General features: G+C 68.9%; 17 protein-coding genes and 1 pseudogene. 13 read left to right on the top strand and 5 right to left on the bottom strand.

The features are described 5' to 3' along the window. Nucleotides 1-49 precede the first annotated feature (49 nt). The 4 genes from OG303_RS48970 to OG303_RS48955 are packed head-to-tail and all read left to right on the top strand — an operon-like array spanning nt 50 to nt 5,437. Nucleotides 50-2,515, top strand: coding sequence for a glycoside hydrolase family 2 TIM barrel-domain containing protein (locus OG303_RS48970; protein WP_405876534.1), 2,466 nt, complete (start codon nt 50-52; stop codon nt 2,513-2,515). A gap of 53 nt (nt 2,516-2,568) precedes the next feature. Further along, nucleotides 2,569-3,513 (top strand): alpha/beta hydrolase, encoded by a 945-nt coding sequence (locus tag OG303_RS48965; RefSeq protein ID WP_405876532.1) that lies wholly within the window; start codon nt 2,569-2,571, stop codon nt 3,511-3,513. A 21-nt stretch (nt 3,514-3,534) separates the two neighbouring features. Further along, the gene (locus tag OG303_RS48960) at nt 3,535-4,917 is read left to right on the top strand and encodes an NtaA/DmoA family FMN-dependent monooxygenase (RefSeq protein WP_405876530.1); all 1,383 of its coding nucleotides are present in this window, start codon (nt 3,535-3,537) and stop codon (nt 4,915-4,917) included. Between the two features lie 19 nt (nt 4,918-4,936). After that, nucleotides 4,937-5,437 carry a flavin reductase family protein gene (locus tag OG303_RS48955; RefSeq protein ID WP_405876528.1) on the top strand — a complete coding sequence of 167 codons (501 nt, stop codon included), beginning with the start codon at nt 4,937-4,939 and terminating at the stop codon, nt 5,435-5,437. A gap of 69 nt (nt 5,438-5,506) precedes the next feature. On the opposite strand, the gene OG303_RS48950 is transcribed toward OG303_RS48955, so the two are convergent. Together OG303_RS48950 and OG303_RS48945 are read right to left on the bottom strand one after the other, a co-directional pair. Further along, nucleotides 5,507-7,243, bottom strand: a complete 1,737-nt coding sequence (locus OG303_RS48950) for a CocE/NonD family hydrolase (protein WP_405876527.1) — start codon at nt 7,241-7,243, stop codon at nt 5,507-5,509. Between the two features lie 112 nt (nt 7,244-7,355). Beyond that, complete coding sequence (locus tag OG303_RS48945) at nt 7,356-7,529, bottom strand: SDR family oxidoreductase (RefSeq protein ID WP_405876525.1); 174 nt, start codon at nt 7,527-7,529, stop codon at nt 7,356-7,358. Nucleotides 7,530-7,591: 62 nt separating this feature from the next. Here OG303_RS48945 and OG303_RS48940 point away from each other — a divergent pair. After that, nucleotides 7,592-7,732 (top strand): annotated as a pseudogene (locus tag OG303_RS48940) (alcohol dehydrogenase); the annotation flags it as partial. Nucleotides 7,733-7,759: 27 nt separating this feature from the next. Here the strand turns inward: OG303_RS48940 and OG303_RS48935 are convergent. After that, entirely contained in the window at nt 7,760-8,398 is a 639-nt protein-coding gene (locus tag OG303_RS48935; RefSeq protein ID WP_405876523.1) for a TetR/AcrR family transcriptional regulator, read from the bottom strand. A gap of 416 nt (nt 8,399-8,814) precedes the next feature. Here OG303_RS48935 and OG303_RS48930 point away from each other — a divergent pair, with 416 nt between their 5' ends. The 4 genes from OG303_RS48930 to OG303_RS48915 all read left to right on the top strand — a co-directional run bounded on the left by OG303_RS48930 (nt 8,815) and on the right by OG303_RS48915 (nt 14,064). Beyond that, nucleotides 8,815-10,368 carry an ABC transporter substrate-binding protein gene (locus tag OG303_RS48930; protein ID WP_405876521.1) on the top strand — a complete coding sequence of 518 codons (1,554 nt, stop codon included), beginning with the start codon at nt 8,815-8,817 and terminating at the stop codon, nt 10,366-10,368. An 86-nt stretch (nt 10,369-10,454) separates the two neighbouring features. Continuing rightward, nucleotides 10,455-11,396 carry an ABC transporter permease gene (locus OG303_RS48925; RefSeq protein ID WP_405876519.1) on the top strand — a complete coding sequence of 314 codons (942 nt, stop codon included), beginning with the start codon at nt 10,455-10,457 and terminating at the stop codon, nt 11,394-11,396. After that, nucleotides 11,393-13,207, top strand: a complete 1,815-nt coding sequence (locus tag OG303_RS48920) for an ATP-binding cassette domain-containing protein (protein ID WP_405876517.1) — start codon at nt 11,393-11,395, stop codon at nt 13,205-13,207. The genes OG303_RS48925 and OG303_RS48920 overlap by 4 nt, the downstream gene beginning before the upstream one ends. After that, the gene (locus OG303_RS48915; RefSeq protein WP_405876515.1) at nt 13,204-14,064 is read left to right on the top strand and encodes an ATP-binding cassette domain-containing protein; all 861 of its coding nucleotides are present in this window, start codon (nt 13,204-13,206) and stop codon (nt 14,062-14,064) included. The genes OG303_RS48920 and OG303_RS48915 overlap by 4 nt, the downstream gene beginning before the upstream one ends. A 67-nt stretch (nt 14,065-14,131) precedes the next feature. On the opposite strand, the gene OG303_RS48910 is transcribed toward OG303_RS48915, so the two are convergent. Further along, nucleotides 14,132-15,115, bottom strand: coding sequence for a Gfo/Idh/MocA family protein (locus OG303_RS48910; protein ID WP_405876514.1), 984 nt, complete (start codon nt 15,113-15,115; stop codon nt 14,132-14,134). Beyond that, nucleotides 15,112-15,732, bottom strand: a complete 621-nt coding sequence (locus tag OG303_RS48905) for a TetR/AcrR family transcriptional regulator (protein ID WP_405876513.1) — start codon at nt 15,730-15,732, stop codon at nt 15,112-15,114. The genes OG303_RS48910 and OG303_RS48905 overlap by 4 nt, the downstream gene beginning before the upstream one ends. A gap of 191 nt (nt 15,733-15,923) precedes the next feature. On the opposite strand from OG303_RS48905, the gene OG303_RS48900 reads away from it, so the two are divergent. From OG303_RS48900 to OG303_RS48885, 4 genes are all read left to right on the top strand, one after another. Beyond that, nucleotides 15,924-17,150 carry a family 1 glycosylhydrolase gene (locus OG303_RS48900; RefSeq protein WP_405876512.1) on the top strand — a complete coding sequence of 409 codons (1,227 nt, stop codon included), beginning with the start codon at nt 15,924-15,926 and terminating at the stop codon, nt 17,148-17,150. Beyond that, nucleotides 17,147-20,200 carry a glycoside hydrolase family 2 TIM barrel-domain containing protein gene (locus OG303_RS48895; RefSeq protein ID WP_405876511.1) on the top strand — a complete coding sequence of 1,018 codons (3,054 nt, stop codon included), beginning with the start codon at nt 17,147-17,149 and terminating at the stop codon, nt 20,198-20,200. Before OG303_RS48900 ends, OG303_RS48895 begins: the two co-directional genes overlap by 4 nt. 73 nt (nt 20,201-20,273) lie before the next feature. Beyond that, nucleotides 20,274-22,073: a beta-glucuronidase gene (uidA, locus tag OG303_RS48890; RefSeq protein ID WP_405876510.1), complete on the top strand. Its 1,800-nt coding sequence runs from the start codon at nt 20,274-20,276 to the stop codon at nt 22,071-22,073. Nucleotides 22,074-22,135: 62 nt separating this feature from the next. Then, complete coding sequence (locus tag OG303_RS48885; protein WP_405876509.1) at nt 22,136-23,953, top strand: flavin-containing monooxygenase; 1,818 nt, start codon at nt 22,136-22,138, stop codon at nt 23,951-23,953. Nucleotides 23,954-23,998 lie beyond the last annotated feature (45 nt).

Below are 23,998 nucleotides of genomic sequence, written 5' to 3'. Positions count from 1 at the left end.
CACCCCATCTGCTGACGCTCGGCGCATATCTTCGCAAAGGACGAACTCGATGTATCGCCAGTCTTTCAATCGCGGTTGGACCACAGGTCCCGCCGAGACGAGTTTCGCCAGCGCCGTAGGCGGCGAAGACGATCAGGAAGTCACCCTCCCGCACGACTCCGTGCGGGACCTGGCGCGGAGCGCGACAGTTTCCGAGGGCGCCCACACAGGCTATTTCCCGGGCGGCTACTTCCATTACTCCAAGAGCTTCGACGTGCCCGAAGCCTTCCGCGAAAAAAGCGTCTTCCTCGAGTTCGAAGGCGTCTACCGGGACGCGGTCGTGTACATCAACGAGGAGTTCGTCGCCCAGCGGCCGAACGGATACAGCCGGTTCCACATCAAATGTGACCCGTATCTGCGCTACGGGCAGCCGAACTCGATCCGGGTGGAGGCCCGTGCGCACCTCGATTCGCGGTGGTATTCAGGCGCGGGAATCCACCGCGACACGCATCTGATCGTCGGCGACCCGGTACACATCGCCCTGGACGGCGTCCGCGTCACCACCCCTCAGGTCGACGACGAACTCGCCGTGGTCGTCGTCGCGGTGACGGTGGTGAACGAGGAGCGCTTCACCAGGACGATGCGGGTGTCCACGACCGTCGCCGCCGCCGACGGAACCACGGTCGCCGAAGGCACCGCACCCGTCACACTCCTGCCGGGCACGAGCGCGTCGGCGCGGCTGCGTCTGCACGTCCCGCGGCCGGCCCTCTGGGACATCGACTCGCCGCACCTCTACGTCGCCCGCACCACCTTGAGCGACGGCGAGGTCGGCGGCGACGAAGCCGTGGACAGGACGGTGGACGAGGAGCACACCACCTTCGGCATCCGCACCCTCCAGCTCGACCCGGCACGGGGGCTGCGGATCAACGGCCGGACGGTGAAACTGCGCGGTGCGTGCATCCACCACGACACGGGACTGCTTGGCGCGGCCGCCATCTCGCGCGCGGAAGAGCGCCGTATCGAGATCCTCAAGGCGGCGGGCTTCAACGCGGTGCGCAGCGCGCACAATCCGCTCAGTGTCGCGGCGCTCGACGCCTGCGACCGGCTGGGGATGCTCGTCCTGGACGAGGCGTTCGACGCCTGGACCAAACCGAAGCGGCCGTTCGACTACTCGCTGGCGTTTCCCGAGTGGTGGGAGCGGGACGTGGAGGCGATGGTCACGAAGGACTTCAACCATCCGAGCGTGATCATGTACTCCATCGGCAACGAGATCTTCGAGGTGGGCAGTCCGGTCGGTTCGACGTGGGGACGCCGGCTCGCCGAGAGGGTACGGGAGTTGGACGACGCCCGGTTCGTCACCAACGCCGTGAACGGCCTGGTCGCCGTACCGGACGAACTGCCCTCCCTGGTCGTCGGCTCGACCGAGGGACCCACCGACATCAACTCCCTGATCACCGCGCTGGGCGAGAAGATCAACGAGTTCAGCGCGTCGCAACTGGTCAGCGAGCGGACCGAGGAGTCCCACGCCGTACTCGACGTCTCCGGCATCAACTACGGCGACGCCCGCTACGTACCCGACGCCATCGCCTTCCCGAACCGGCTGATCCTCGGCACGGAGACCTTCCCGGGCCACATCGACGAGTTGTGGCGGCTGGTGAGCGAGAACAGTCACGTGCTGGGCGACTTCACCTGGACCGGCTGGGACTACCTCGGGGAGTCGGGGGTCGGGCGGACCGACTACCTGGACGACGGCCCCAAGGAGGACATGCTCGGCGGCATCCACGACGTGTTCCCGGCGCTGACCGCCGGCTGCGCCGACATCGACATCACCGGTCACCGACGCCCCATGTCGTACTACCGGGAAACCGTGTTCGGGCTGCGCGAGCAGCCGTACATCGCCGTGCACCGGCCGCAGTTCCACGGCCGCGCGATGTTCCAGACCCCGTGGTCGTGGGCCGACGCGGTGTCGAGTTGGAGCTGGGACGTCGAGGCCGGCTCACCGGTCACCATCGACGTCTACAGCTCCGCCGACGAAGTGGAACTGCTGCTCGACGGCGCGCCGTTGGAGCGGGTGAAGGTCGGCGGGCACAAGGCCTGTGTCGCACGGTTCGCGTCGGCCTACCGGCCCGGTGAGCTGACGGCGGTCGCCTATCGGGCTGGCGTCGAGACGGGTCGGTGCGTGCTGCGCAGTGCCGGTGCCGACCTGCGGGTGGCTGTCGCGGCGGATCGGTCCGAGATCCGCGCGGACGACAGGGATCTCGCCTACGTCTCCATCGAACTGCAGGACGGTGAAGGCAACTTGGCCAGTCACCGGGACCGTAAGGTCCGCGTGGAAGTGACCGGGCCCTCTGTTCTGGCGGGTCTGGGCACCGGACGGACGCACACCGAGGAGCGGTTCGACGCCGACTTCTGCACCACCTTCGACGGTCGTGCCATGGCCGTCGTCCGGCCCACCGGCCCCGGGACCATCCATGTACGCGTCCGCGCCGAGGGCTGCCCTGATGCCACCGCCACCGTGCACGCCGTCGAGGCCTGACGACACCACGTACCCGCGCGTCCCAGCCCACCTTCAGCAGACCAAGGAGTCTCATGCCGCTCGATCCGTATCTCGCCGACAGGGTGGCCCTGGTCGCCGACGTCACCCGGGAGGAAGCCCTCAACGCGGACGAGGCCCTCTGGGACAGGTTCACCAAGGTGTTCAGCGACAACCGCCCCTACGAACAGCCCGACGTGGACGTGCGCGAGGTGGCCGTCGCCGGCTTCGAGGGGCTGCGTGTACGGGTGTACACGCCCGCGGCCGGCTTCCGCCCCGGGCGGCGTGCGTTCGTCTGGGCCCACGGCGGCGGTTTCGTCGCGGGCACCCTGGACGACCACGAGGCCGACACCGTCGGCCGGGACCTGTGCGCCCGCGCCGACGTGGTCGTCGTATCGGTCGACTACCCCCTCGCCAACGGCTCGACCGTCCGCTACCCCACGCTCCACCGCGCCCTGGCGGAGGCGTTCCGATGGACGCTGCGCAACGCAGCCGAACTCGGCGTCGACGCCGAGACCGTCGTCCTCGGCGGCGCCTCCGCCGGCGGAAACCTGACCATGGCGGCCACCATGGAACTCCGGGACAACGGCGAACGCACGCCCGCCCGGCTGCTCCTGGTGTACCCGGCCCTCAGCGCGACGTTCACGACCAGTGAGCCGCACGAGAAGCTGATGGCGGACATCCCCCCACTGTTCCGCTTCGAGCAGGAAGCCATCGGCAGCATCTTCCGCACCTACGCCGCCGGCGAGACCGACACCCCGTACCTCTCGTTCGAGGACATGCCGTCCCTGGGTGAACTCCCGCCGATGCTCGTGGTGTTCAGCGAGTACGACGATCTGCGCCCCCCGGCCGAAGCCGTCCTGGCCCGGGCCGAGCAGGACGGCCTGCACGTCGAAAGGTACTTCGCACCCGGCGTCATCCACGGACACCTCAGCATGCTGCCGCTCCTGCCGGAGACCCGCGCCACGCTCGACCACATGGCCGCCTACCTGCAGCGCTGAACGACCCAAAGAGAGACACACATGAGCCCACTGATCTTCGCGTCCTTCCAAGCGCTGAGCCCCAACGGAGTGATCGGCTCCAGCTGGCGAGACCCCTCGAACACCCAGACCAACTATCTGTCGATCGAGCACTGGACCGAACTCGCCAGGAAGCTGGAGTCGGGAGGGTTCGACTTCCTCTTCTTCGCCGACACCTACGGCTACCCCACCCTCGACGGCGAGCTCATCCCCTTCGCCGTCGAAGCCGGGTACAACGTGCCCATGGCGGACCCGATCACCATCGTGTCGGCGATCGCCGCGGCCACCTCCAAGCTGGGCGTCGTGCTGACCAACAGCACGACGCACGAGAAGCCCGCCGCTCTCGCCCGCCGCTTCGCGACCCTCGACCACTTCACGAAGGGACGCATCGGCTGGAACATCGTCAGCGGCGGCGGCCAGTCGTCGTCGACCGCGCTCTTCGGCGAGCCGATGATCCCGCACGACGAGCGCTACCTCCAGGCCGACGACTACCTGCAGATCTGCCTGCGTCTGTGGGAAGCGTCCTGGGCCGACGACGCGCTTCGCGTGGACCGGGAAGCCGGCGTCTACGCCGAACCCGCCGGCGTCCGCCAGGTCACCTACGAGGGCAAGTACCTCCGGACCAAGGGCATCCTCACCCTTCCCCCCTCGCCACAGCGCACACCCCTTCTCCTCCAGGCGGGCACCTCCTCGGCCGGCCGTGACTTCGCCGCCCGCTACGCCGAGTGTGTCTTCGTCGGCGGTGGGGATCCGGCGGTCGTCGCCCGCAACATCACCGCCATACGGGACCGCGCGGAGGAGATCGGCCGGCCGCGGGAGTCGGTCAAGTTCCTCGTCGGCGCCGGTTTCGTGGTGGGCACCACCGAAGCCGAGGCCCAACGCAAGTACGACAACCTTCTCGGCTTCGCGACCCTGGAGCACGCGGCGGCGACGTTCGCCTGGTCGACCGGCGTCGACCTGCTGAAGTTCGACCTGGACAAGCCGCTTCCCGAGCTGCACAGCGACATCGGCCAGACCTCCCTCGACCGCTTCCGGTCGCCGGACGGCAACGGTCCCACCGTGCGGGAGATCCTGGAGGACTACCGCCAGCACGGCATCAACGGCACCACCTTCATCGGCACCCCCGAGAAGGTCGCCGACGAGGTCGAGGCCTTCGTGGCCGCCACCGGCGCCGACGGATTCCTCGTCCAGCAGCACATCACTCCCGGAACGCACGACGACTTCATCGAACTGCTCAGGCCCGTGCTGCTGAAGCGCGAGCTGATGCGGCCCACCCGTGAGGACGTCACGTTGCGGGAGCAGCTTCTCGGCGCGGGGCCGCGCGTGGCGGCGACCCACCCCGGGGCGGAGCTCACGTTCACGACGACAGCATCAGCCGACGACTAGACGACTTGGGGGAACAGCCGTGTCCCTTCTTCATCAGCCCTCCGATACGAAGCTGCTGCGGCGGACGTTCGGCGCCTACCCCTCCGGTGTGGCAGCCCTGGCCGCGACCGTCGACGGCGAACCCACGGTCCTCATCGCGTCCTCCTTCACGGTCGGCGTGAGCCTGGAGCCGCCGATGTGCCTGTTCGCGGTGCAGAACACCTCGACGACCTGGCCGGTCCTGGCCCGCGCCGAACGCCTGGGCGTCTCCGTCCTGGGGATCAGCCACAGCGCACAGGTTCACCAACTGGCCGGCAAGGACAAGGCCGCACGCTTCCGCGGCATCGAGGTCACCGAACTGGAGTCCGGCGCCCTGCTCATCAACGGGTCGCCCGTCCACCTCGAATGCCGCGTGGTGCACGACTACGCGGCCGGAGACCACCGGGTCATCGTCCTCGAAGTCCTCGCCACGAACACGAACCCCGAGCAGCTGCCGCTGGTCTTCCACAACTCGCAGTTCCACACCCCCGTGGCCGTCTGAGCCACACCGGCACAGCCCGGCGCAGCCCACAATGACGTGGGCCACGCCTCAACTGCTCCTCCACTCCTGCTACTTGACCACAGGAAGCTCCACATAGGTCCTACCGCCGAGATGCACGGTCACGTCGCCGAGCGGGTTGTCGGGGACGATCCGCGGATAGTCACCGCCGCCGATCGTGATGCGCAGCTTCTCCCCCTGCTTGAACTGCCAGTGGGTCTGGCCGAGTTGGACCGTGTACTGCGTCGGCGCGCCGGGAGTGACCGGCTTGGCCTTCTCGACGCTGTCCCTCAACTGCGCCCGCAGGTAACCCGTTTCGATCGGCAGGACACGGCCGTCGGGCAGGACGGTCTCCAACTTGCTGACGAAGTAGGTGTCCTTCGTATTGATCGACGCGTTCAGGTGCAGCGTGACCGGGCCGGCGAGTGTGGTGTCCGCGGTGAACGCAGGGAGGGTGAAGGTCGCCCGGTCGGTCACATAGCGGCCGTTGGACAGGACGTTGTTCTGTTCGGCCGTGGCCTGGTTCTGGCCCGGGTCGTAGGGCAGGGTTCCGGTGACCGCGGCTGACGGTCCGTCCATCGGGTTCACCTGGTAGCGGTATCCGGTGGACGCGGGTGCGTTCTCGGCGAGTGCGCCGGCCGACGTCGGGTACAGGCGCGAGCCCGAAGTCGCCGCCGAGAGCCACTGGTTGTATCCGTGCCAACTCCCCGACGCCTTGGCGGAGGTGGACGCGTAGCTGATCACACGGTCCGGCGGCAGTTGCGCCCCGGGGAGCTTGGCCAGCCAGTGGTCGAACCACTGGAGTACGACGGAGAGCGAGATCGAGTTCGTGGGGTCGACGCCCTGCAGGGCCGGGTCCAGTCCCGGGATCTGGAGGAAACCGCCATGGATCCACGGTCCGTTCAACAGCCAGGTCTGCTGGGGCCGTTGCTTGAGCGCGTCGAAGCCGCCGTTCTTGAAGATGTCGAAGTAGCCGCCGATGTGCAGCGCCGGGACCTTCACATCGTGCAGTTTGTTGGTGGTGACCGCCTGCTTCCAGTAGCCGTCGTAGAGCGGGTTCTGCTGGAAGCTGCGCAGGGTGCTGGTGTGGTCGGCGGAGCTGAGGATCGGGCCGCCGTTGGCCCACCAGGTGCCGTTGGTCGAGGGGACTCCGCCGGGGTACACCCACTCCGAGTAGATGTTGGTCGGGGAGACGATGGGGATGATGGCGCGCAGGTGCGGCGGCTGGAGCGCGGCGGCGCGGTAGGACGTGATGGAGCCGTAGCTCTGCCCCATCTGCCCCACGTCGCCGGTCGAGTTGGGCTGTCGTGCCAGCCACTCGATCAGGTCGTAGTTGTCGGTGGCCTCCTTGGGCTGGAACCACGAGGGGAAGGTGCCCGTCGAGCTGCCCGAGCCTCGGACGTTGCAGGTCAGAACGTTGTAGCCGCGCTGGGACAGATAGCTGTTCGCCGGATTCTGGCGGTACATCTGGTACGGCGTGAAGTCGACCAGCAGGCTCGGGTGCTTGCCGCTGTCGACCTTGCCGTCATGGCCCGGCTTGTAGAGGTAGCAGTCGAGGCGGGTGCCGTCCCGCATGGGCACGCGCACCTCGGTGTCGATGCTGTCGTACTGAGCGGGCCGGTCGTAGCCGAGCCAGTCGTGGATCGCCTTCGGGGCGGGCGAGTCCAGCAACCCGGGGGTCGGATAAGAGTCCTTCGCGAAACCGCCGGTGGAGCTCGCCTGGGCCGAGGCGAACCCGGCCAGGGCCAGCGCGGTGGCCACGACCGCGGCCACCACTCCGGATCTCCGTGAGCGGGGAAGACGTGCCACAGCGCCACTCCCTTGTGATCAAGCTGTGCGGGTACGTAATCGCGTACGTTAGTACCGCGATCTGAACCGGTCAACGGTCGCGCAGGCTGCAGAAACCGTCGGTCGTCGGCTGTCAGTACGTCGCTCGTCCGCCGCTGATGTCGTAGACGGCTCCGGTGGAGAAACTGACCCGCCCGGACGCCAGGAACGCGACCAGTTCGGCGACTTCCTCCGGCCGGCCGATCCGGCGCATGGGGATCAGACCGGTGATATGCGCCAGCACCTCGGGTGCCGTGCTGTCGTTCATGGGCGTCGCGATGACCGCGGCGTGATGACCTTGACCAGGACTCCGGTGGTGGCCAGTTCCGTACCGTCCGCGCGTACGCCGACGGCTCCGTCGACCCGAGACCGCGGGTCGCCGCGACCGTCGGCCTGGAAGGGGTCGGGCCCGTCCTCGCCGGTGAGCGTCCGGCCGGCGCCGGACCGGGGCCGAAGATCCATGTCGAGCCGCGGTCGGGCTGCCCTCGCACCGCTCCGTCAGTCGGCGGTCTGTCCGTCGTCCGGCGGGAGGATGAGGTCGAAGAAGCGGTTGAGGGGCTCGATGATGTCGAGGTCCTGGTTCAGCAGCCACTCCATCTGCAGACCGTGCAGTACGGCCTGGAGGAGAGCGGCCGCGCTGTCCGGGTCCAGCCCGTCCCGCAGCTCCCCCTGTGCCGCGCGCTCCCGCATGGCCTGGGCCGTATAGACGCGTACTCGTTCGTGGCGGTCGACGAAGTACGCGTGGGCGGGATGGTCGGGACGCGAGGCGGCGGCGGCGAGTTCCGCCCACAGACGCATCAGCTCCGGCGTCTTCTGGTGCCCGCGCAGAATCTCCGCGAGGTACCGCACCGGCGAGTCCGGACCGCCGCTGCCACCGCCGCCGTCGCCTCCGCCTCCGGTGAGGGCGAGTTCCCATTCCTCGTCGTCGCGCTTCGCGAGAACCGCGGTCAGGAGTTCGTCCTTGTTCTCGAAGTGGTGGAGCACGGCGGCGTGGCTGATGCCGGCCCGCTTCGCGATGTCCCGAAGTGAAGCCCCCGCGTGGCCGTGTTCGGCGAAGCTGTCCCGTGCCGCGCGGATGATGTCCGCCCGCCGGGCCGCCGTCTTCGCGTACGGCCCACGCACCCTTGCCCGGTCCACGTCACGTCCCCTCGCTGGTGGCCGCGTCTGTCGACGGCGGCCGGAGTCGGGTTCCCATCGGAGCTGACCCTGGCACCGTAGCGCCCCTCTCTCAAAACATCCAGATGGTCAATATTCAAGTGAGCCGTATCGGGCCCGCACCCCGGTCGAAATATAACGCTCTGGTCACGAACAGCGCATGCCCTCTTCCCGACCGCTCTCACCGGCGCCTACGTTCCACGAGCGAAATCCAACCGCCTGGTAAGCGTTGCCGAGTTAACACGTTCGAGACGCAGAGCGCCGGTTCAGGTGTTCACGTACCGCGCCTGCGTCCGGCGTCGAGGAACCGACCGCGAACCGGTCGGCAGGAGCCCAGGGGTGGTGTCGGCCGCATGCCACGCACCGGCCCCGGACCGCACGGGACAAAGGAAATCCACATGACGCGCATTCGATCCAACGACCCGCGACCGCGGCTTCGAGCACTGCCCGCGACCGCGCTCACGGCGGCGTCGCTGCTGGCGTTGACAGCGTGCGGCGGCGGAGGGACGGAGAGCTCGTCGTCGCCGAGCGCCAAGACGCTCGCCCTCGCCATTCAGTCCACTCCGAACTCCTTCGATCCGGCGCAGATCAACGACGGACAGGCGGCCTACGTCTGGAGCGCCCTCTACGACACACTGCTGTACACCGACAACAAGGGCGAGCTGAAGCCGAACGCGGCCGAGAGCTGGAAGTACTCCTCCGACGGGCTGACCCTCACCCTGAAGCTGCGCTCGGGGATGAAGTTCAGTTCGGGCGCGGCGGTGAACGCGACCGCGGTGAAGGCGACCCTGGCTCGCACCATGGCCACGCCCGGATCGACGCAGAGCCTGCTGTCCTCGATCAAGTCGGTGGAGGCTCCCGACGCCACGACGGTGGTGATCCACCTCAAGAAGCGGGACGGCTCACTGCTGACCAGCCTCTCGATGTCGGCGGGAGCGGTCGGCGATCCGGCGACGATGTCCGCGAAGAGCACCGCCCTCAACCCGGTCGGTTCAGGTCCCTACGTCCTCGACAAGTCGACGGTGACCGGCTCGACGTACGTGCTCAAGCGGCGGGACAACTACTGGAACGTGAAGGCCTACCCGTTCAAGACCGTGACGGTGAAGGTGATCCAGGATCCCACCGCCTCGTCCAACGCGCTGCGGGCCGGACAGCTCAACGTCGGTTCGGCCGACCCCCAGAACTCCGCCCAGCTCAAGGCGTCGGGCTACAGCATCTCGCCCCTCATGCCCACGGCGGTGGCGGACCTGGTCATCGCCGACCGGGCGGGCAGCGTGCTCAAGCCACTCGGGGACGCGCGGGTGCGCCAGGCGATCAACATGGCGTTCGACCGGGCGAAGATCGCCAAGGAACTGCTCAAGGGCGCCGCGCAGCCGACGCTCCAGGTCTTCAACCCCGCGAGCGGCGCCTATGACGCCGCGCTTGAGAAGACATATCCGTTCGACCCAGCGGCCGCGAAGAAGCTGCTGGCCAAGGCCGGATATCCGAACGGGTTCTCCGTCACGATGCCGGGCTTCGTCTACACCAAGGCGTTCGAGCCGACTGTCACGCAGGCGCTCGACGACATCGGGATCAAGGTCAAGTGGACGCCGGTGCCCGCGCAGAACAACTTCTCGGCGATCAGCTCGAAGAAGTACCCCATGATCCTCTTCCTCGACGGGTTGAGCACCTCCGCGCGTGAGGCGACCAACAACTTCGCCCCGAGCGGCTATCTGAACCCGTTCGCCTCCACGGACCCCGCGCTCACGAAGCTGCTGGACCAGGCGGAGGGCGAACTCGACCCGGCCAAGTCGGCGAAGGCCTACCAGAAGGTCAACGACTTCGCGGTCAAGAACGCGTGGGACGCGCCGATCGCCTACCTCGGCAACAGCTGGGCGACGAAGGGCGTCACGTTCCTCGGCGACGGCTCCAACACCTTCAGCACCATCCGGGCGTTCGGCGTCTCCGACTAGCCCGCGCGGGTTCCGGGCTCACGGCGGCCCGCCACGGGCTCGGAACCCCCTCCCGTCGGTCCTGGTCCGAAGGAGCACCACCACCCATGATCTCCTACGTGTTGCGCCGGCTCGGTACGAGTCTGGTGCTCACCGTCCTCGTATCAATGATCACGTTCTTCCTCCTGAGCACGTCCTTCGACGGCATCGTCAAAAGCATTCTCGGAACCGGCGCCACCCCCGCCACGGTCCAGGCGAAAAAGGCCGAGATGGGCATGGACCGTCCGGTGATCGTCCAGTACTTCGACTGGCTGTTCCACGCTCTCAAGGGTGACTTCGGCGTCTCGTACTTCACGAGCCAACCCGTCGGTACGGCCGTCGCGGACCACCTCACGGTGACCCTGTCCGTCGTGGTCGTCGCGCTGTTGATCACCGCCGCCATCAGCGTCGTACTCGGTGTGCTGGCCGCGTCGCGCGGCGGTGTCATCGACCGTCTGGCGCAGGCCACTTCGCTCTTCGGCTACATCATGCCGAACCTGCTGCTGGCGATCGGGCTCGTCGTCGTCTTCGCCGTCAAGCTCGACTGGTTGCCGGCCACCGGCTACACACCCTTCGCCGAGAATCCGGCCCGCTGGGTGGCCTCGATCACCATCCCGGTGATCGCCCTCGCGGTGGGCGGCACCGCGAACCTGTCCGCCCAGATCCGCGGCGCCATGATCGGCGAACTGCGCAAGGACTACGTCCGCACCCTGCGCACCCGCGGCATCTCCCCCCGCTCGATCGTGCTGCGGCACGCTCTGCGCAACGCCGCCGGGCCCGCCTTCACCGTCCTGTCGCTGGAGTTCATCGCCATGCTCGGCGGCGCTCTCATCATCGAGAACGTGTTCGCGCTGCCGGGGATCGGGAGTTACTCCTTCAACGCGGCCCTCCAGGGAGACGTCCCGATCATCATGGGCCTCTCCCTGTTCGGTGTCGTGTTCGTCGTGGCCATCAACCTGTTCGTCGACATCGTCAACGGCTGGCTCAACCCGAAGGCGAGGCAGCAGTGAGCGCCAACATCCCGGCGGCTACGGCGGGTTCGAGCACCCCGCGCCGCAAGTCGCCCCTGCGTAAGCTTCTCAAGGACCCGCAGGCCGTCATCACGGCCGGACTGCTGCTCGTCATCGTGCTGTTGGGTGTGCTGAGCCCGCTGCTGACCTCGCACGGCCCGAACCAGGCCTCGCTGAACGCGATCAACGCCGATCCCGGCAAGGCGGGTTACCTGCTCGGGGGCGACCAGAGCGGCCGCGACATCTTCTCCCGGCTGCTGCACTCCATCAACACCAGCATGATCGCCGGCCTGATCGGCACGAGCGTCTCGCTCACCATCGGTGTCACGGCGGGGCTCGTCGGCGGATACTTCGGCCGCCGCGTGCGGACGGTCACCGACTGGGTGTTCAACCTCATCATGACCTTCCCGGGCCTGCTCCTGCTGATCGTGCTGATGCCCCTGACCGGCGGCGACTACCGGGCCACCATGCTGATCTTCGGTGTGCTGTCGTCCACCGGCATCTTCCGTCTCGTACGCAACCTCGTCGTCGGCGTGAAGAACGAACTGTTCGTGGACGCCGCGCGCGTCTCGGGCCTGACGAACCTGCGCATCCTGGGCCGGCACGTGCTGTTCGTGATCCGCGGGCCGATCATCATCGCGACGGCGTTCCTGATGGGGTCGTCCATCAGCCTCCAGTCGGGCCTCGCGTTCCTCGGCCTCGGGGCCAACACGGTCCCCAGCTTCGGCCTGATGATCTCCGAGGGCTTCGTCAACCTCTATGAAAAACCGATGCAGTTCATCTGGCCGAGCCTCCTGCTCGGTGTCATCAACGCGTCGTTCGTCCTGCTGGGCAACTCGCTGCGGGACGCGCTGGACCGGGGCAGGCCGAAGGCGGCCAAGATCACCACGCCCGCCCGGCCCCGGACCGTCAAGAGCACCGCTTCCGCCGACGACTCCCCCGCCCGGCATCTGCTCACGGTGGAGGATCTCGCCATCGCCTACCCCTCGCCCTCGGGTGAGCTGAGGGAGGTTGTCAGCGGTGTGTCGCTGAGCCTGGACGCGGGGGAAACCCTGGGCCTCGTCGGTGAGTCCGGGTCGGGCAAGACCCAGACCGCCTTCGCGCTCCTCGGTGTGCTGCCACCCGACGCGGTCGTCACCCGCGGCTCGATCCGGCTCGACGGACGCGAACTCCTCGGCCTGAGCGAGGGAGAACTGCGCGCCCTGCGCGGCACATCGGTGGCGTACGTCCCGCAGGAACCCATGTCGAACCTGGACCCCTCCTTCACCGTGGGCTCGCAGCTCATGGAGGGACTGCGCGCCTCAGAGCAGATGTCCCGGCAGGCCGCGCGCGCCCATGTGCTCGCCCTGCTGGACCGTGTGGGCATCCCCGACCCGAAGCGCACCTTCGACTCCTACCCGCACCAGATCTCCGGCGGCATGGCACAACGTGTACTGATCGCCGGCGCCGTCGCGAGCAGCCCGAAGCTGCTCATCGCCGACGAGCCGACGACCGCGCTCGACGTGACCGTCCAGGCGGAGATCCTGGACCTGCTGCGGGATCTGCAGAGGCAGTTGAACATGGCCGTGCTCCTGGTGACCCACAACTTCGGTGTGGTGGCGGACAGTTGCAGCCGCGTCGCGGTCATGCAGCGGGGCGAGGTCGTCGAGGTCGGGAAGACCGGGGAGATTTTCGGGACGCCACGGCATCCGTACACCCGGATGCTCCTGGACTCCATCCTCGACGAGAGCGGCCTGCGGACCGACCCCCCGGGTGGACCCGTCGAGGTCGCGGCAAGCACGACCGAGGTCCTTGAGGAGAAGGCGTCATGACCACTCCCCTGCTCGACGTGAGCGACCTGCGCGTGGCCTATCCGGGGCGCGGCTTCCGGGCCCGCCCCGTGGAGATCCTGCACGGCGTGTCCCTGACCGCCTGTCAGGGCGAGACCCTGGGGATCGTCGGCGAGTCCGGCTCCGGCAAGACGACCATCGGCCGTGCCGTGCTCGGCCTGGTGAAGCCGAGCGGCGGACAGGTCCTGTTCGCGGGCGAGGACATCACGCATACGGCGGGCCGGGCACGGCGTGCTCTGGCGCGCGACATCCAGGTCGTGTTCCAGGACCCCTACACCTCGCTCAACCCGTCCCTGACCATCGGTGACATCCTCAGCGAGCCACTGGTGGTCCAGGGAGCGACGCCGCGTGACGCGCGGGCACGGGTGCGTGACCTGCTCGATCAGGTGGGGCTCCCGGAGGACGCCTCGGAGCGGCTGCCGGGCGAGTTCAGCGGCGGACAGCGCCAGCGCGTCGCGATCGCCCGCGCGCTCGCCCCCGAGCCGAAGCTGATCGTGTGCGACGAGCCCGTCTCCGCGCTCGACCTGTCCACGCAGGCGCGGGTGCTCGACCTGTTCATCGACATCCAGCGGCGCACCGGGGTCGCGTACCTCTTCGTCTCGCACGACCTCGGGGTCGTACGCCATGTGAGCCACCGGGTGAGCGTGGTCTACCAGGGCGACATCGTGGAGACCGGTCCCGCCGGCCACGTCACGTCCACTCCCGATCACCCTTATACGCAACGCCTGCTGCTCGCCGCGCCCGTCGCGGATCCGGTGGAGCAGGAGCGGCGGCGGACCGAACGCCGGCGCCTGGCCGAGGCCGGCGCCGAACGGGATGTGCGGGCCGATGCGGCCTGATCACGGACGGGTCCATGACGACCGAACGGCGGCCTGTCCGGCCGCCGTCACTTTCGCGTCAACTCGCCTACGGAGCCAGCGGCGTTCGCGGTCGCAGACCCCCGGCCCGATAGATCCCGTCGATCACCCGCATCGTCGCCGTCGCCTCCCGCGCGTCCGTCAGGTTCGGCCCCCCGTCGGTCACGGCGTCGCGGAACGCCTCCAGCTGGAAGGAGTAGGTCGTGCGCGGGTCGCCCTGTTCGACGACGACGCCCGACTCCGTCGTGAGCGTCAACTCCCCGTACAAGTAGGGGTGGTAGGGCATGCGCACATGCAGGGTCCCCGCCGAACCGCTGACGCGGAGCTCGGCGGCGTGACCGTCGGCCCCCTCCATGATCGCGACGACCTCGCCCGACACCCCTCCCGCGAAGGCGAGTCGGGCTGTCGTCGAGGCGTCGACGCCGTCGATGTCACGGATCTGCGCCCCGGTGACCTCCGGTTCGCCGAACAGGTGGCGCAGCAGCCGTACCGGGTAGCAGCCGAGGTCCATCAGGGCGCCGCCGCCGAGGTCCGGCTGCCACCGGATATCGGTGCTGTCGGCGTGCGGCACGGTGAACTCCGCACGAGCCGTGTGCAGTTGACCGAGGACACCGGAGTCGACGAGTTCACTCATCCGCGTCCACATCGGGTGGTACCGCGAGTGGAACGCCTCCATCACGACGAGCCCGCTCGACTCGGCGAGTTCCGCGATCGCCTCGGCCTCGTCGGCGTTCGCCGTGAACGGCTTCTCGCACAGGACGTGCTTGCCCGCCTCGATGGCGCGTCGCGTCCAGTGTCCGTGCAGGGCGGCGGGCGTCGGGACGTACACCGCGTCGACGGCGGGGTCGTCGACGATCTCGTCGTAGGAGCGCAGCGCCCTCGGGATGCCGTGTTCGCTCGCGAACGTGACGGCCCGCTCGGGCTCGCGGGCGGCGATGGCGGTCACCTCGACGCCGTCGAGGCCGGCGGCGGGCTCCAGGAGCGCCGACTGCACGATGCGGGCGGCGCCGAGTACGCCGACGGAGACGCTCATCGGGCAAGGCCCGGCACGACGGACACCAGGAAGTCGCGGATGGCGGACTCCACTTTGATCGACTCCCGGTCGAAGAGCCACTGGACCTGAAGGCCGTTGATGAGGGCGAGCGTCGTTGCCGCGAGGGCCTCCGGGGCCACCGCAGAGCGCAGTTCGCCGCGTGCTGCGAGCGCTGTGTAGGCCTCGGTGTAGAAGCGGCGGACGCTGCGATAGCGCTGGGCGAAGTACGTGTGTGCGGGGTGCTCGGGAGAGGTCGCCTCGCCGGAGAGGACGGAATGCAACTCCATGATTCCCGGCTGCAGTTCGCTGCCGACAACGACGGTGAGCATGCCCCGGAGGGCCTCGACGGGATGCTCCGCCGGGTCGATCGCGTCGGCGGACTTCAGGAAGTCGGCGCTGCGTTCGTCGCACAGTTCCAGCACCGCGATGAGCAGGTCCTCCTTGCGCGCGAAGTGGTGGAGCAGCCCGGTGTGGCTGATGTCGGCGCGCTTCGCGATGTCCTTCATCGTGGCGCCGTGGAAGCCGGTCTCGCCGAAGGCGTCCACGCAGGCTTCCAGGATGCGCCGGCGCACCTCGGCCGACTTCGCGTACGGCCCACGGCCGGTGGTGGCACTCATGCACTCTCTCCCATCGACGGAACACGGACGGAACCGGCGGCCCCATTGTCGGCCACCGCGAAGGGGCCGACCGGAGGCCCGCCGCGAAAATAGTATCGCGATTCGAATTTCGATGTTAGCGTGAAGTATCGCCGCCGCTCCCCTCCTGCGAGCCGCGGCTTCTCCGCCCGTCTCCAGCAAGGATCTCGACGGTGACCGAACTCATTCCTGGCTTCCTCTGGGGAGCATCGACCGCCCCTCACCAGATCGAGGGCAACAACGTCAACAGCGACTGGTGGGCGCACGAGCCGAACATGCCCGGCATGGCGCGCAGCGGCGACGCGATCGACAGCTACCACCGCTACGCCGAGGACATGCGACTCCTCGCCGACGCGGGCCTCAACTCCTACCGTTTCGGGATCGAGTGGGCCCGCATCGAGCCGGCCGAGGGACATGTCTCGCTGGCCGAACTCGCCCACTACCGGCGGATGATCGACACCGCCGTGGACCTCGGCCTCACGCCGGTCGTCACACTGCACCACTTCACCAACCCGCGCTGGTTCACCGAGGACGGCGGCTGGCTGGAGGACCGGGCGATCGACCGCTTCCGGTCCTACGTCGAGACGGCCACCGGGATCCTCGACGGCGTCGAGTGGGTCTGCACCATCAACGAACCCAACATGCTCGCCCTGATGGCGATGATGGGCCAGGCGCAGCAGGCACCGTCCGAGGACGAGGCCGACAAGTGGATGAGCCCCACCGTCGAGGGTGCCGCACGCCCGGTGCTGCCCTCCCCCGACCCGAAGATCGGGCGCCGGTTGGCCGAGGCGCACCAGGCCGCCCGCGAGATCCTCAAGGCACGTACCGACGCCAAGTCCGGGTGGACGGTGGCCTGTCAGGCCCTGACCCCGACGCCGGGCAACGAGGAGAAGCTGCGCGAAGTGCGGTACGTCCGCGAGGACTTGTACCTCGAAGCGGCCCGCGGTGATGACTTCATCGGGGTGCAGTCGTACTCCAGTCAGGCCGTCGACGAGAACGGCATCGTCCCCCATCCCCTGGGTCCCGACAGCACGTTGACGGGGAACGCGTACCGGCCCGACGCGATCGGTATCGCGGTCCGGCACGCCTGGGAGGTGACCGGCCATGTCCCGGTCCTCATCACCGAGAACGGCATCGCCACCGACGACGACACCCGCCGTATCGCGTACACCTCGGATGCCCTGCGCCACCTGTTCACAGCGATCGACGACGGCATCGACGTGCGGGGCTACCTCCACTGGACCGCCCTGGACAACTACGAATGGGGCCACTGGGAGCCCACGTTCGGACTGATCGCCGTCAACCGCGAGACGTTCGAACGACACCCCAAGCCGAGCCTCGGCTGGCTGGGAGACGTCGCCCGCAGCGGCGGCAAGGCACTGAAGGAGCAGTCCGCATGACGACGACCGAGAACGCGACGGGCCCCTGGGACGCCTCCGGGCTGCACTCCGTCGGACGGCTGCCGATGCGCGCGCTGCGCCGCGTCCCCAACATCGAGCTCGACGGCGCCTGGGACTTCCAGCTGCTGCCGTCGCCCACGGCGTCGCTCGGCCTGGACTGGAAGAAGATCCAGGTCCCGAGTCTGTGGACGATGCGGGAGGACCTCGCGGACGACGACGTACCGCACTACACGAACGTGCCGATGCCGTTCGACGAGGTGCCCCCGCAGGTGCCCGCGCACAATCCGACGGGTGTCTACCGCCGGACGATCCAACTGTCTCCCGTTCCCGGGCGCCGCACGGTCCTCCATGTCGGAGCGGCCTCGGGCCTGTTGCGCGTCATCGTCAACGACCGCCCGGTGGGGAGCAGTTCGGACTCCCACCTGGCGGCCGAGTTCGACATCACCGACGCCGTCGTCCCGGGGACCAACCGGATCGACCTGCGGGTCGCCAAGTGGTCCGCCGCCAGCTATCTGGAGGACCAGGACCACTGGTGGCAGTCGGGACTGACCCGCCCGGTCTTCCTCTACACGGTGCCGGACATCGCCCTGGCCGACGTGTCCGCCGTCGCCGACTACGACCCGGAGACCGGACACGGCGACCTCCAAGTCGACGTGTCCACAACGGGACTTGACCACCTCTACGACGTCGGTGGCTGGTCGGTGCGGATCGACGTGCTGGACCGGTCTATCAGGCTGCCGGTCTCCGCCCGCCTCGGCACCCGCACCCTCCCGCTGCCGTCCCTGGACAGGTCGGTGCGCCCCGAGCCGCTGCTGCCCGACGACTTCATGGACCTGCTCAGCATCAACGCGGCCGGTGCGCCCGTCCCGCCGGAGTTCCGCGCGATCCCGGCGACCATGACGAAGCTCCCGGAGCCGGCGGCACCGGCCGGCCGCGCGGCCTTCTCCCTCTCCGACCTGCCCGTCACGCCCTGGTCCGCGGAGGTCCCCCACCTCGAAGACCTCGTCGTCCACCTCGTGGCGCCGGACGGGAGCGTCGCCGACGAGGCCCATGTGCGGGTCGGCTTCCGCCGGGTGCGGGTCGAGGGGCGCGACCTCCTCGTCAACGGCAAGCGGATCCTGATCCAGGGCGTCGCGCGCCACGACGTCGACCCGCGCACCGGGCGCGTCATGTCCCGCGAACGGCACCTGGCGGAGCTGTCCCTGCTCAAGCGGTTCAACGTGAACGCGATCCGCACCTCCCACTACCCGAACGACCCACAAGTCCTCGACCTGTGCGACGAGTTGGGGCTCTACGTCATCGACGAGGCAGACGTCGAGGGACACGCCTTCGCCTCCACGATCGCCGACGACCCCACCTACCTGACCCAGATCGTCGAGCGCATCTCCCGGATGGTGCTGCGCGACCGCAACCACCCCTCGGTGATCTCCTGGTCGCTGGGCAACGAGACCGGCGACGGCTCGGCGCACGACGCCGCGGCCGCCTGGATCCGGCGCTTCGACCCCACCCGCCCCCTGCACTACGAGGGCTCGATCTCCACCGACTGGCACGCCGGGCACGCCGTGACCGACATTCTCTGCCCGATGTATCCGGCCATGGCCAGCCTCACCGGCTACTCCGCCGACCCGCGCGCCGACCGCCCGCTCATCACCTGCGAGTACGCCTTCTCCATGGGCAACGGCACCGGCGGGCTCTCCGACTACTGGGAGCTCTTCGAGTCACTGCCCGGGCTCCAGGGCGGCTTCATCTGGCAGTTCACGGACCACTCCCTGGACCGGGACGGTGACGGGAAGCTGCGCTACGGCGGCGACTTCGGCGACGAGACCCACAACGGCCCGATGCTCGTCAACGGCGTGGTGTTCCCCGATCTCACCCCGAAGCCGGCGCTGTTCGAGGCACGCGGCCTGTTCAGCCCGGTCCGTACCGTCTCGGACGCCGACGAGGCGCGGGCCGGAACGCTCCGGATCCGCAACCGCCAGTCGTTCGCAGACCTCGGCGCGTACACGCTGGAACTGCGCGTCGAGACCCCGGCCGGTCCGGCCGGCGCCGTGGCCGTCCCGACCCCGGAGGTGTCCGCGGGCGCCGAGGGCACGATCGAAATCCCCACGGCACTGAGGGAGTTGCTCGCGACCGAACCGGCGGCGCTGGCGCTGACCCTGACCGTGCGGACCCGCGAGGACGCCCTGTGGGCGCCGGCGGGCACCGAGATCGCGGCCGAGCAGGTCACCTTCCTCCAGGCACCCGTGCAGCTTCCCGCCGCCCCGGCACGTACGGTCACGCTGCCCGTCGACGGCGAGGGCAACCTGAGTCACCCGCTGCTGCGCCGCTCCCCTCAGCTCAGCCTGTGGCGGGCGCTGACCTGCCACGACAAGTCGTTCTCGCTCGACAACCGGTTCGTCCGCTCCGGCTTCTTCCAGCTCACGCCCGTCGACGTCGAGGTCAAGGAGACTGGCGACGGAGCCGTCGTCACCACCCGCTACGAGGCCGCCTTCGGCGACGAGGTCACCCACCGGCGGACCATCACGGCGCTCGCCGACGGCGACTGGGTGCTCGCCGAGCAGGTGACCCTGCCGGAGGGCACCCGGGACGGGCTGCGCGTGGGCATGGAGTTCGAACTCGTCGACGGGTTCGAGAACGCGGACTGGGTCGGTCTCGGGCCGTGGGAGAACTACCCCGACCGGCGGGCGTCGGCCCTGCTCGGCGCCTGGGAGAGCCCCATTGACGACCTGGCCGTGCCCTACCTCCTCCCGCAGGAGAACGGCACCCGCGGCGAGGTCACCGCGCTGACCCTGACCGGCCCCGCCGGCACGGTGCGCACCGCCCACCCGACGCCGCTGCACATGAACGTGGGCCGGTACCGGGTGAGCGAGATCGAGGCGGCCCAGCACTGGTGGGAACTCCCGCCGAGCGACAACACCGTGGTGCACCTCGACATCGCGCACCGCGGCCTCGGTACGGCGGTCCTCGGCCCCGACACCCATCCGCGCCACCGGCTCACGGGCAGCGAGTACGCGTGGGAGTGGCGCCTGACGCTGGAGAAGTCCGACTGACGGCGCACTCCACCCCCCACCCGCCGGCCCGCTGTCCGCCGGGCCCCCACCACAGCGCGTAGGAGAACCCTCGATGCTCAAGCCCCGCCCCACCGCCACCCGCGAACTGGTGAACCTCGACGGGATCTGGCGGTTCGCCGTCGACCCGGCAGCCGGTGCCGAGCCATGGACCGGCCCGCTCGACACACCGCTGGAGGCACCCGTACCGGCCAGCTACAACGACCTGTTCACCGACAGCGCGATCCGCGACCACGTCGGCTGGGTGTGGTACCAGCGGCCGGTGCGTGTGCCGCGCGGCTGGGCGGGTGAGCGGGTCGTGCTGCGGGTGGACGCGGCCACGCACGAGGGGAAGGTGTACGTCGACGACGTACTGGTCGCCCGACACGTGGGCGGCTACACGCCGTTCGAGGCGGACATCACCGAACACGTGCGGCCCGGAGGAGAGTTCAGGCTCACCATCGGCGTCAACAACGAGCTGACCGACGTCACGATGCCGCCGGGCACGATCACCGTCTCCCAGGACGGCCGGCGCAAGCAGACGTATCTGCACGACTTCTACAACTACGCGGGCCTGGCCCGATCGGTGTGGCTGTACAGCAGGCCAGCGGTCCACGTCGAGGACATCACGGTCGTCACCGGCCTCAACGGATCCACCGGGACGATCGACTACTCGGTGGAGACGAACGCGCCGGCCACGATCCGGGTACGCGCGCTCGACGCCGGCGGCATCCAGGTCGCCGCGGGGGAAGGGCCGAACGGCACGCTGCGGATCGACGACGTGACGCTGTGGCGGCCGGGTGCGGCGTACCTCTACGACCTCGTCGTCGACGTCCTGGACGGTGACGGCGAGGTCGTGGACACCTTCACCGAACCGTTCGGCGTCCGCACGGTCGAGGTGCGCGGCACCCAGTTCCTCATCAACGGCGAGCCGTTCTACTTCACCGGCTTCGGCAAGCACGAGGACACTCCCGTGCGCGGCAAGGGCCACGACGACGCCTACCTCGTACACGACTTCCAGCTCATGGAGTGGATCGGCGCCAACTCCTTCCGTACCTCGCACTATCCGTACGCCGAGGAGGTCATGGAGTTCGCCGACCGGCACGGCATCGTCGTCATCGACGAGACCGCGGCCGTCGGTCTCAACCTGGCCGTCGAGAGCGGGCTGTTGGGCACCCCGCCCCGGCCCACGTTCTCCGACGAGACGTTCGGCGACGACACCCGCGCGGCGCACGCGCAGGCGATCCGGGAGCTGATCGCCCGCGACAAGAACCATCCCAGCGTCGTGATGTGGTGCATCGCCAACGAACCGTCCTCCAACGAGGAAGGCGCGCGCGAGTACTTCGAACCACTCGTCGAGCTGACCCGCAAGCTGGACCCGACGCGCCCGGTGACCTATGCGGCGGTGATGTTCGCGACGCACGAGAACGACCGCATCGCCGACCTCTTCGACGTGCTGTGCATCAACCGCTACTACGGCTGGTACGTCGCCACCGGTGATCTGGCCACCGCCGAGGCCTACTTGGAGGGCGATCTGCGTGGCTGGGCCGAGAAGTTCGGCAAGCCGATCATGGTGAGCGAGTACGGGGCGGACACCCTGCCGGGGCTGCACTCGGTCTGGGACGCGCCGTGGACGGAGGAGTACCAGCTCGCCTACCTGGAGGCGAACCACCGCGCCTTCGACCGTATCGAGGGCTTCATCGGTGAGCATGTGTGGAACTTCGCCGACTTCCAGACGTCGAACGGCATTCACCGTGTCGGCGGCAACAAGAAGGGAATCTTCACCCGCGAACGGCACCCGAAGGCGGCCGCCCACGCGTTGCGGCGGCGGTGGCGACCGCTCGGCGGGCGCAAGCCGTCGAGCGCGGACGAGTAGCGCCCCGGCGCCAGATGGCACGGCCCGCTGACAGCCACCCCCACGGACAGCAGAGAGGCCCCATGGTCACCCCCCACCAGCCGCCCGCCCCCACAGCACAGGACCAGCTCGGTTTCGACCCGGAAGCACTGCGCGCCCGGTACCGGGCCGAACGCGACCGCCGGATCCGCCCCGACGGCACCGGCCAATACCGACGTGTCACGGGCGAGTTGGAGACGTACGCCCGAGACCCGTACGCGGACCCCGAGTCGACCCGCAAGCCGCTGTACGACCGGGTCGAAGTGGCCGTCATCGGCGGTGGCTTCGGTGGTCTGCTCACCGGTGCCCGCCTGCGGCAGGCCGGCGTGCAGGACATCCGGATGATCGAGCAGGCCGCGGACTTCGGCGGCACCTGGTACTGGAACCGCTACCCGGGCGTGCACTGCGACATCGAGTCGTATGTCTACATGCCGCTGCTCGAAGAGATCGGGCACGTCCCGGCGTGGCGGTACGCGCCGGGTGAGGAGATCCGGCAGCACGCCCGGGCCATCGGCCGGCACTTCGACCTCTATCGCGACGCCTGCTTCGGGACCCGGGCGACCGAACTGCGGTGGGACGAGGGCGAGTCGGAGTGGATCGTCTTCACCGACCGCGGCGACCGGATGCGGGCGCGCCATGTCGTGGTGTCCAGCGGCACGCTCAGCCTGCCCAAGCTTCCCGGCATCCCCGGCATCGAGACGTTCAAGGGGCACATGTTCCACACGAGCCGCTGGGACTACGCCTACACCGGTGGTGACGCGGACGGGGGCCTCCACAAGCTGGCCGACAAGCGCGTGGCCGTCATCGGCACCGGCGCGACCGCCATCCAGATCGTGCCCCATCTCGGCCACGACGCACGGGAGTTGTACGTCTTCCAGCGCACCCCGTCCTCGGTCGACGTACGCGCCAACCGCCGTACGGACCCCACATGGGCGCAGTCCTTGACCCCCGGCTGGTCGCGGCGCCGCAGGGACAACTTCCTCTCGCTCGTCAGCGGCGGTCAGGTGGAGCGGGACCTGGTGAACGACGGCTGGACCGCGAGCGCCCGGCTGTTGCAGAACCTCGTCCCGACCGACAGCTACGCCCACCTCCCGGCCGAGGAGCGCGAACGCCTCGGCGAACTGGCCGACTTCCAGAAGATGAACGAACTCCGCGCCCGCGTGGACGACCTCGTCGACGACCCGGCCACGGCCGAGGCGCTGAAGCCCTGGTACCGCTACATGTGCAAGCGGCCCACGTTCAGCGACACCTACTTACAGACCTTCAACCGGCCGAACGTCACCCTGGTGGACACGGCCGACCACGGTGGTGTGGAGCGCGTCACGGAGAACGCGCTGGTCGTCGGCGGCACCGAGTACGAGGTCGACTGTGTCGTCCTCGCCACCGGTTTCGAGGTGGGTGTCTCGGGGATCCTGTCCGGCGAACTCCAGGTCCACGGCCGGGACGGTGTCACCTTCGCCGAGCGGTGGAAGGACGGTCCGAGGACGCTCCACGGCCTGTACAGCCACGGCTTCCCCAACCTCTTCCATCTCGGCCCGGTGCAGAACGCCGCTTCCGTGAACTTCGTCCACATCCTCGACGAGCAGGCCATCCATGTCGCCGCGGTCCTCGCCGAGGCCCACAAACGCCAGGCCCGCCACGTCGAACCGAGCGTCGACGCCGAGGCCGCCTGGGTCACCACGATCCACGAGAAGGCGCACAGCCTGCACAAGTTCCAGGCCGAGTGCACGCCCGGCTACTACAACAACGAGGGCATGCCAAGGCAGCGCAGCGAGACGTTCGGCGACGGTCCTGTCGCCTTCCACGAACTGCTCAGGCGCTGGCGCGCGGAGGGCGGCATGGACGAGGTCGTCGTCGGATGACCCGCCCGGCGGTTCCGGTCAACCACCCACGGACCAGGGAGCGTT

It is taken from the genome of Streptomyces sp. NBC_00005 (assembly GCF_045160215.1).
In the GTDB taxonomy this organism is placed as follows: domain Bacteria; phylum Actinomycetota; class Actinomycetes; order Streptomycetales; family Streptomycetaceae; genus Streptomyces.
Note: the sequence above shows the minus strand (reverse complement) of the source record. Positions and strands in the feature narration are given on the sequence as shown.

What these genes read in the sequence shown, in the direction of transcription:
- OG303_RS48945 (WP_405876525.1), bottom strand. Translation starts at nt 7,529, where the DNA reads ATGAACGACAGCACGGCACCCGAGGTGCTGGCGCATATCACCGGTCTG.
- OG303_RS48885 (WP_405876509.1), top strand. Translation starts at nt 22,136, where the DNA reads ATGGTCACCCCCCACCAGCCGCCCGCCCCCACAGCACAGGACCAGCTC.
- OG303_RS48965 (WP_405876532.1), top strand. Translation starts at nt 2,569, where the DNA reads ATGCCGCTCGATCCGTATCTCGCCGACAGGGTGGCCCTGGTCGCCGAC.
- OG303_RS48910 (WP_405876514.1), bottom strand. Translation starts at nt 15,115, where the DNA reads ATGAGCGTCTCCGTCGGCGTACTCGGCGCCGCCCGCATCGTGCAGTCG.
- OG303_RS48905 (WP_405876513.1), bottom strand. Translation starts at nt 15,732, where the DNA reads ATGAGTGCCACCACCGGCCGTGGGCCGTACGCGAAGTCGGCCGAGGTG.
- OG303_RS48930 (WP_405876521.1), top strand. Translation starts at nt 8,815, where the DNA reads ATGACGCGCATTCGATCCAACGACCCGCGACCGCGGCTTCGAGCACTG.
- OG303_RS48970 (WP_405876534.1), top strand. Translation starts at nt 50, where the DNA reads ATGTATCGCCAGTCTTTCAATCGCGGTTGGACCACAGGTCCCGCCGAG.
- OG303_RS48915 (WP_405876515.1), top strand. Translation starts at nt 13,204, where the DNA reads ATGACCACTCCCCTGCTCGACGTGAGCGACCTGCGCGTGGCCTATCCG.
- OG303_RS48960 (WP_405876530.1), top strand. Translation starts at nt 3,535, where the DNA reads ATGAGCCCACTGATCTTCGCGTCCTTCCAAGCGCTGAGCCCCAACGGA.
- OG303_RS48925 (WP_405876519.1), top strand. Translation starts at nt 10,455, where the DNA reads ATGATCTCCTACGTGTTGCGCCGGCTCGGTACGAGTCTGGTGCTCACC.
- OG303_RS48895 (WP_405876511.1), top strand. Translation starts at nt 17,147, where the DNA reads ATGACGACGACCGAGAACGCGACGGGCCCCTGGGACGCCTCCGGGCTG.
- uidA (WP_405876510.1), top strand. Translation starts at nt 20,274, where the DNA reads ATGCTCAAGCCCCGCCCCACCGCCACCCGCGAACTGGTGAACCTCGAC.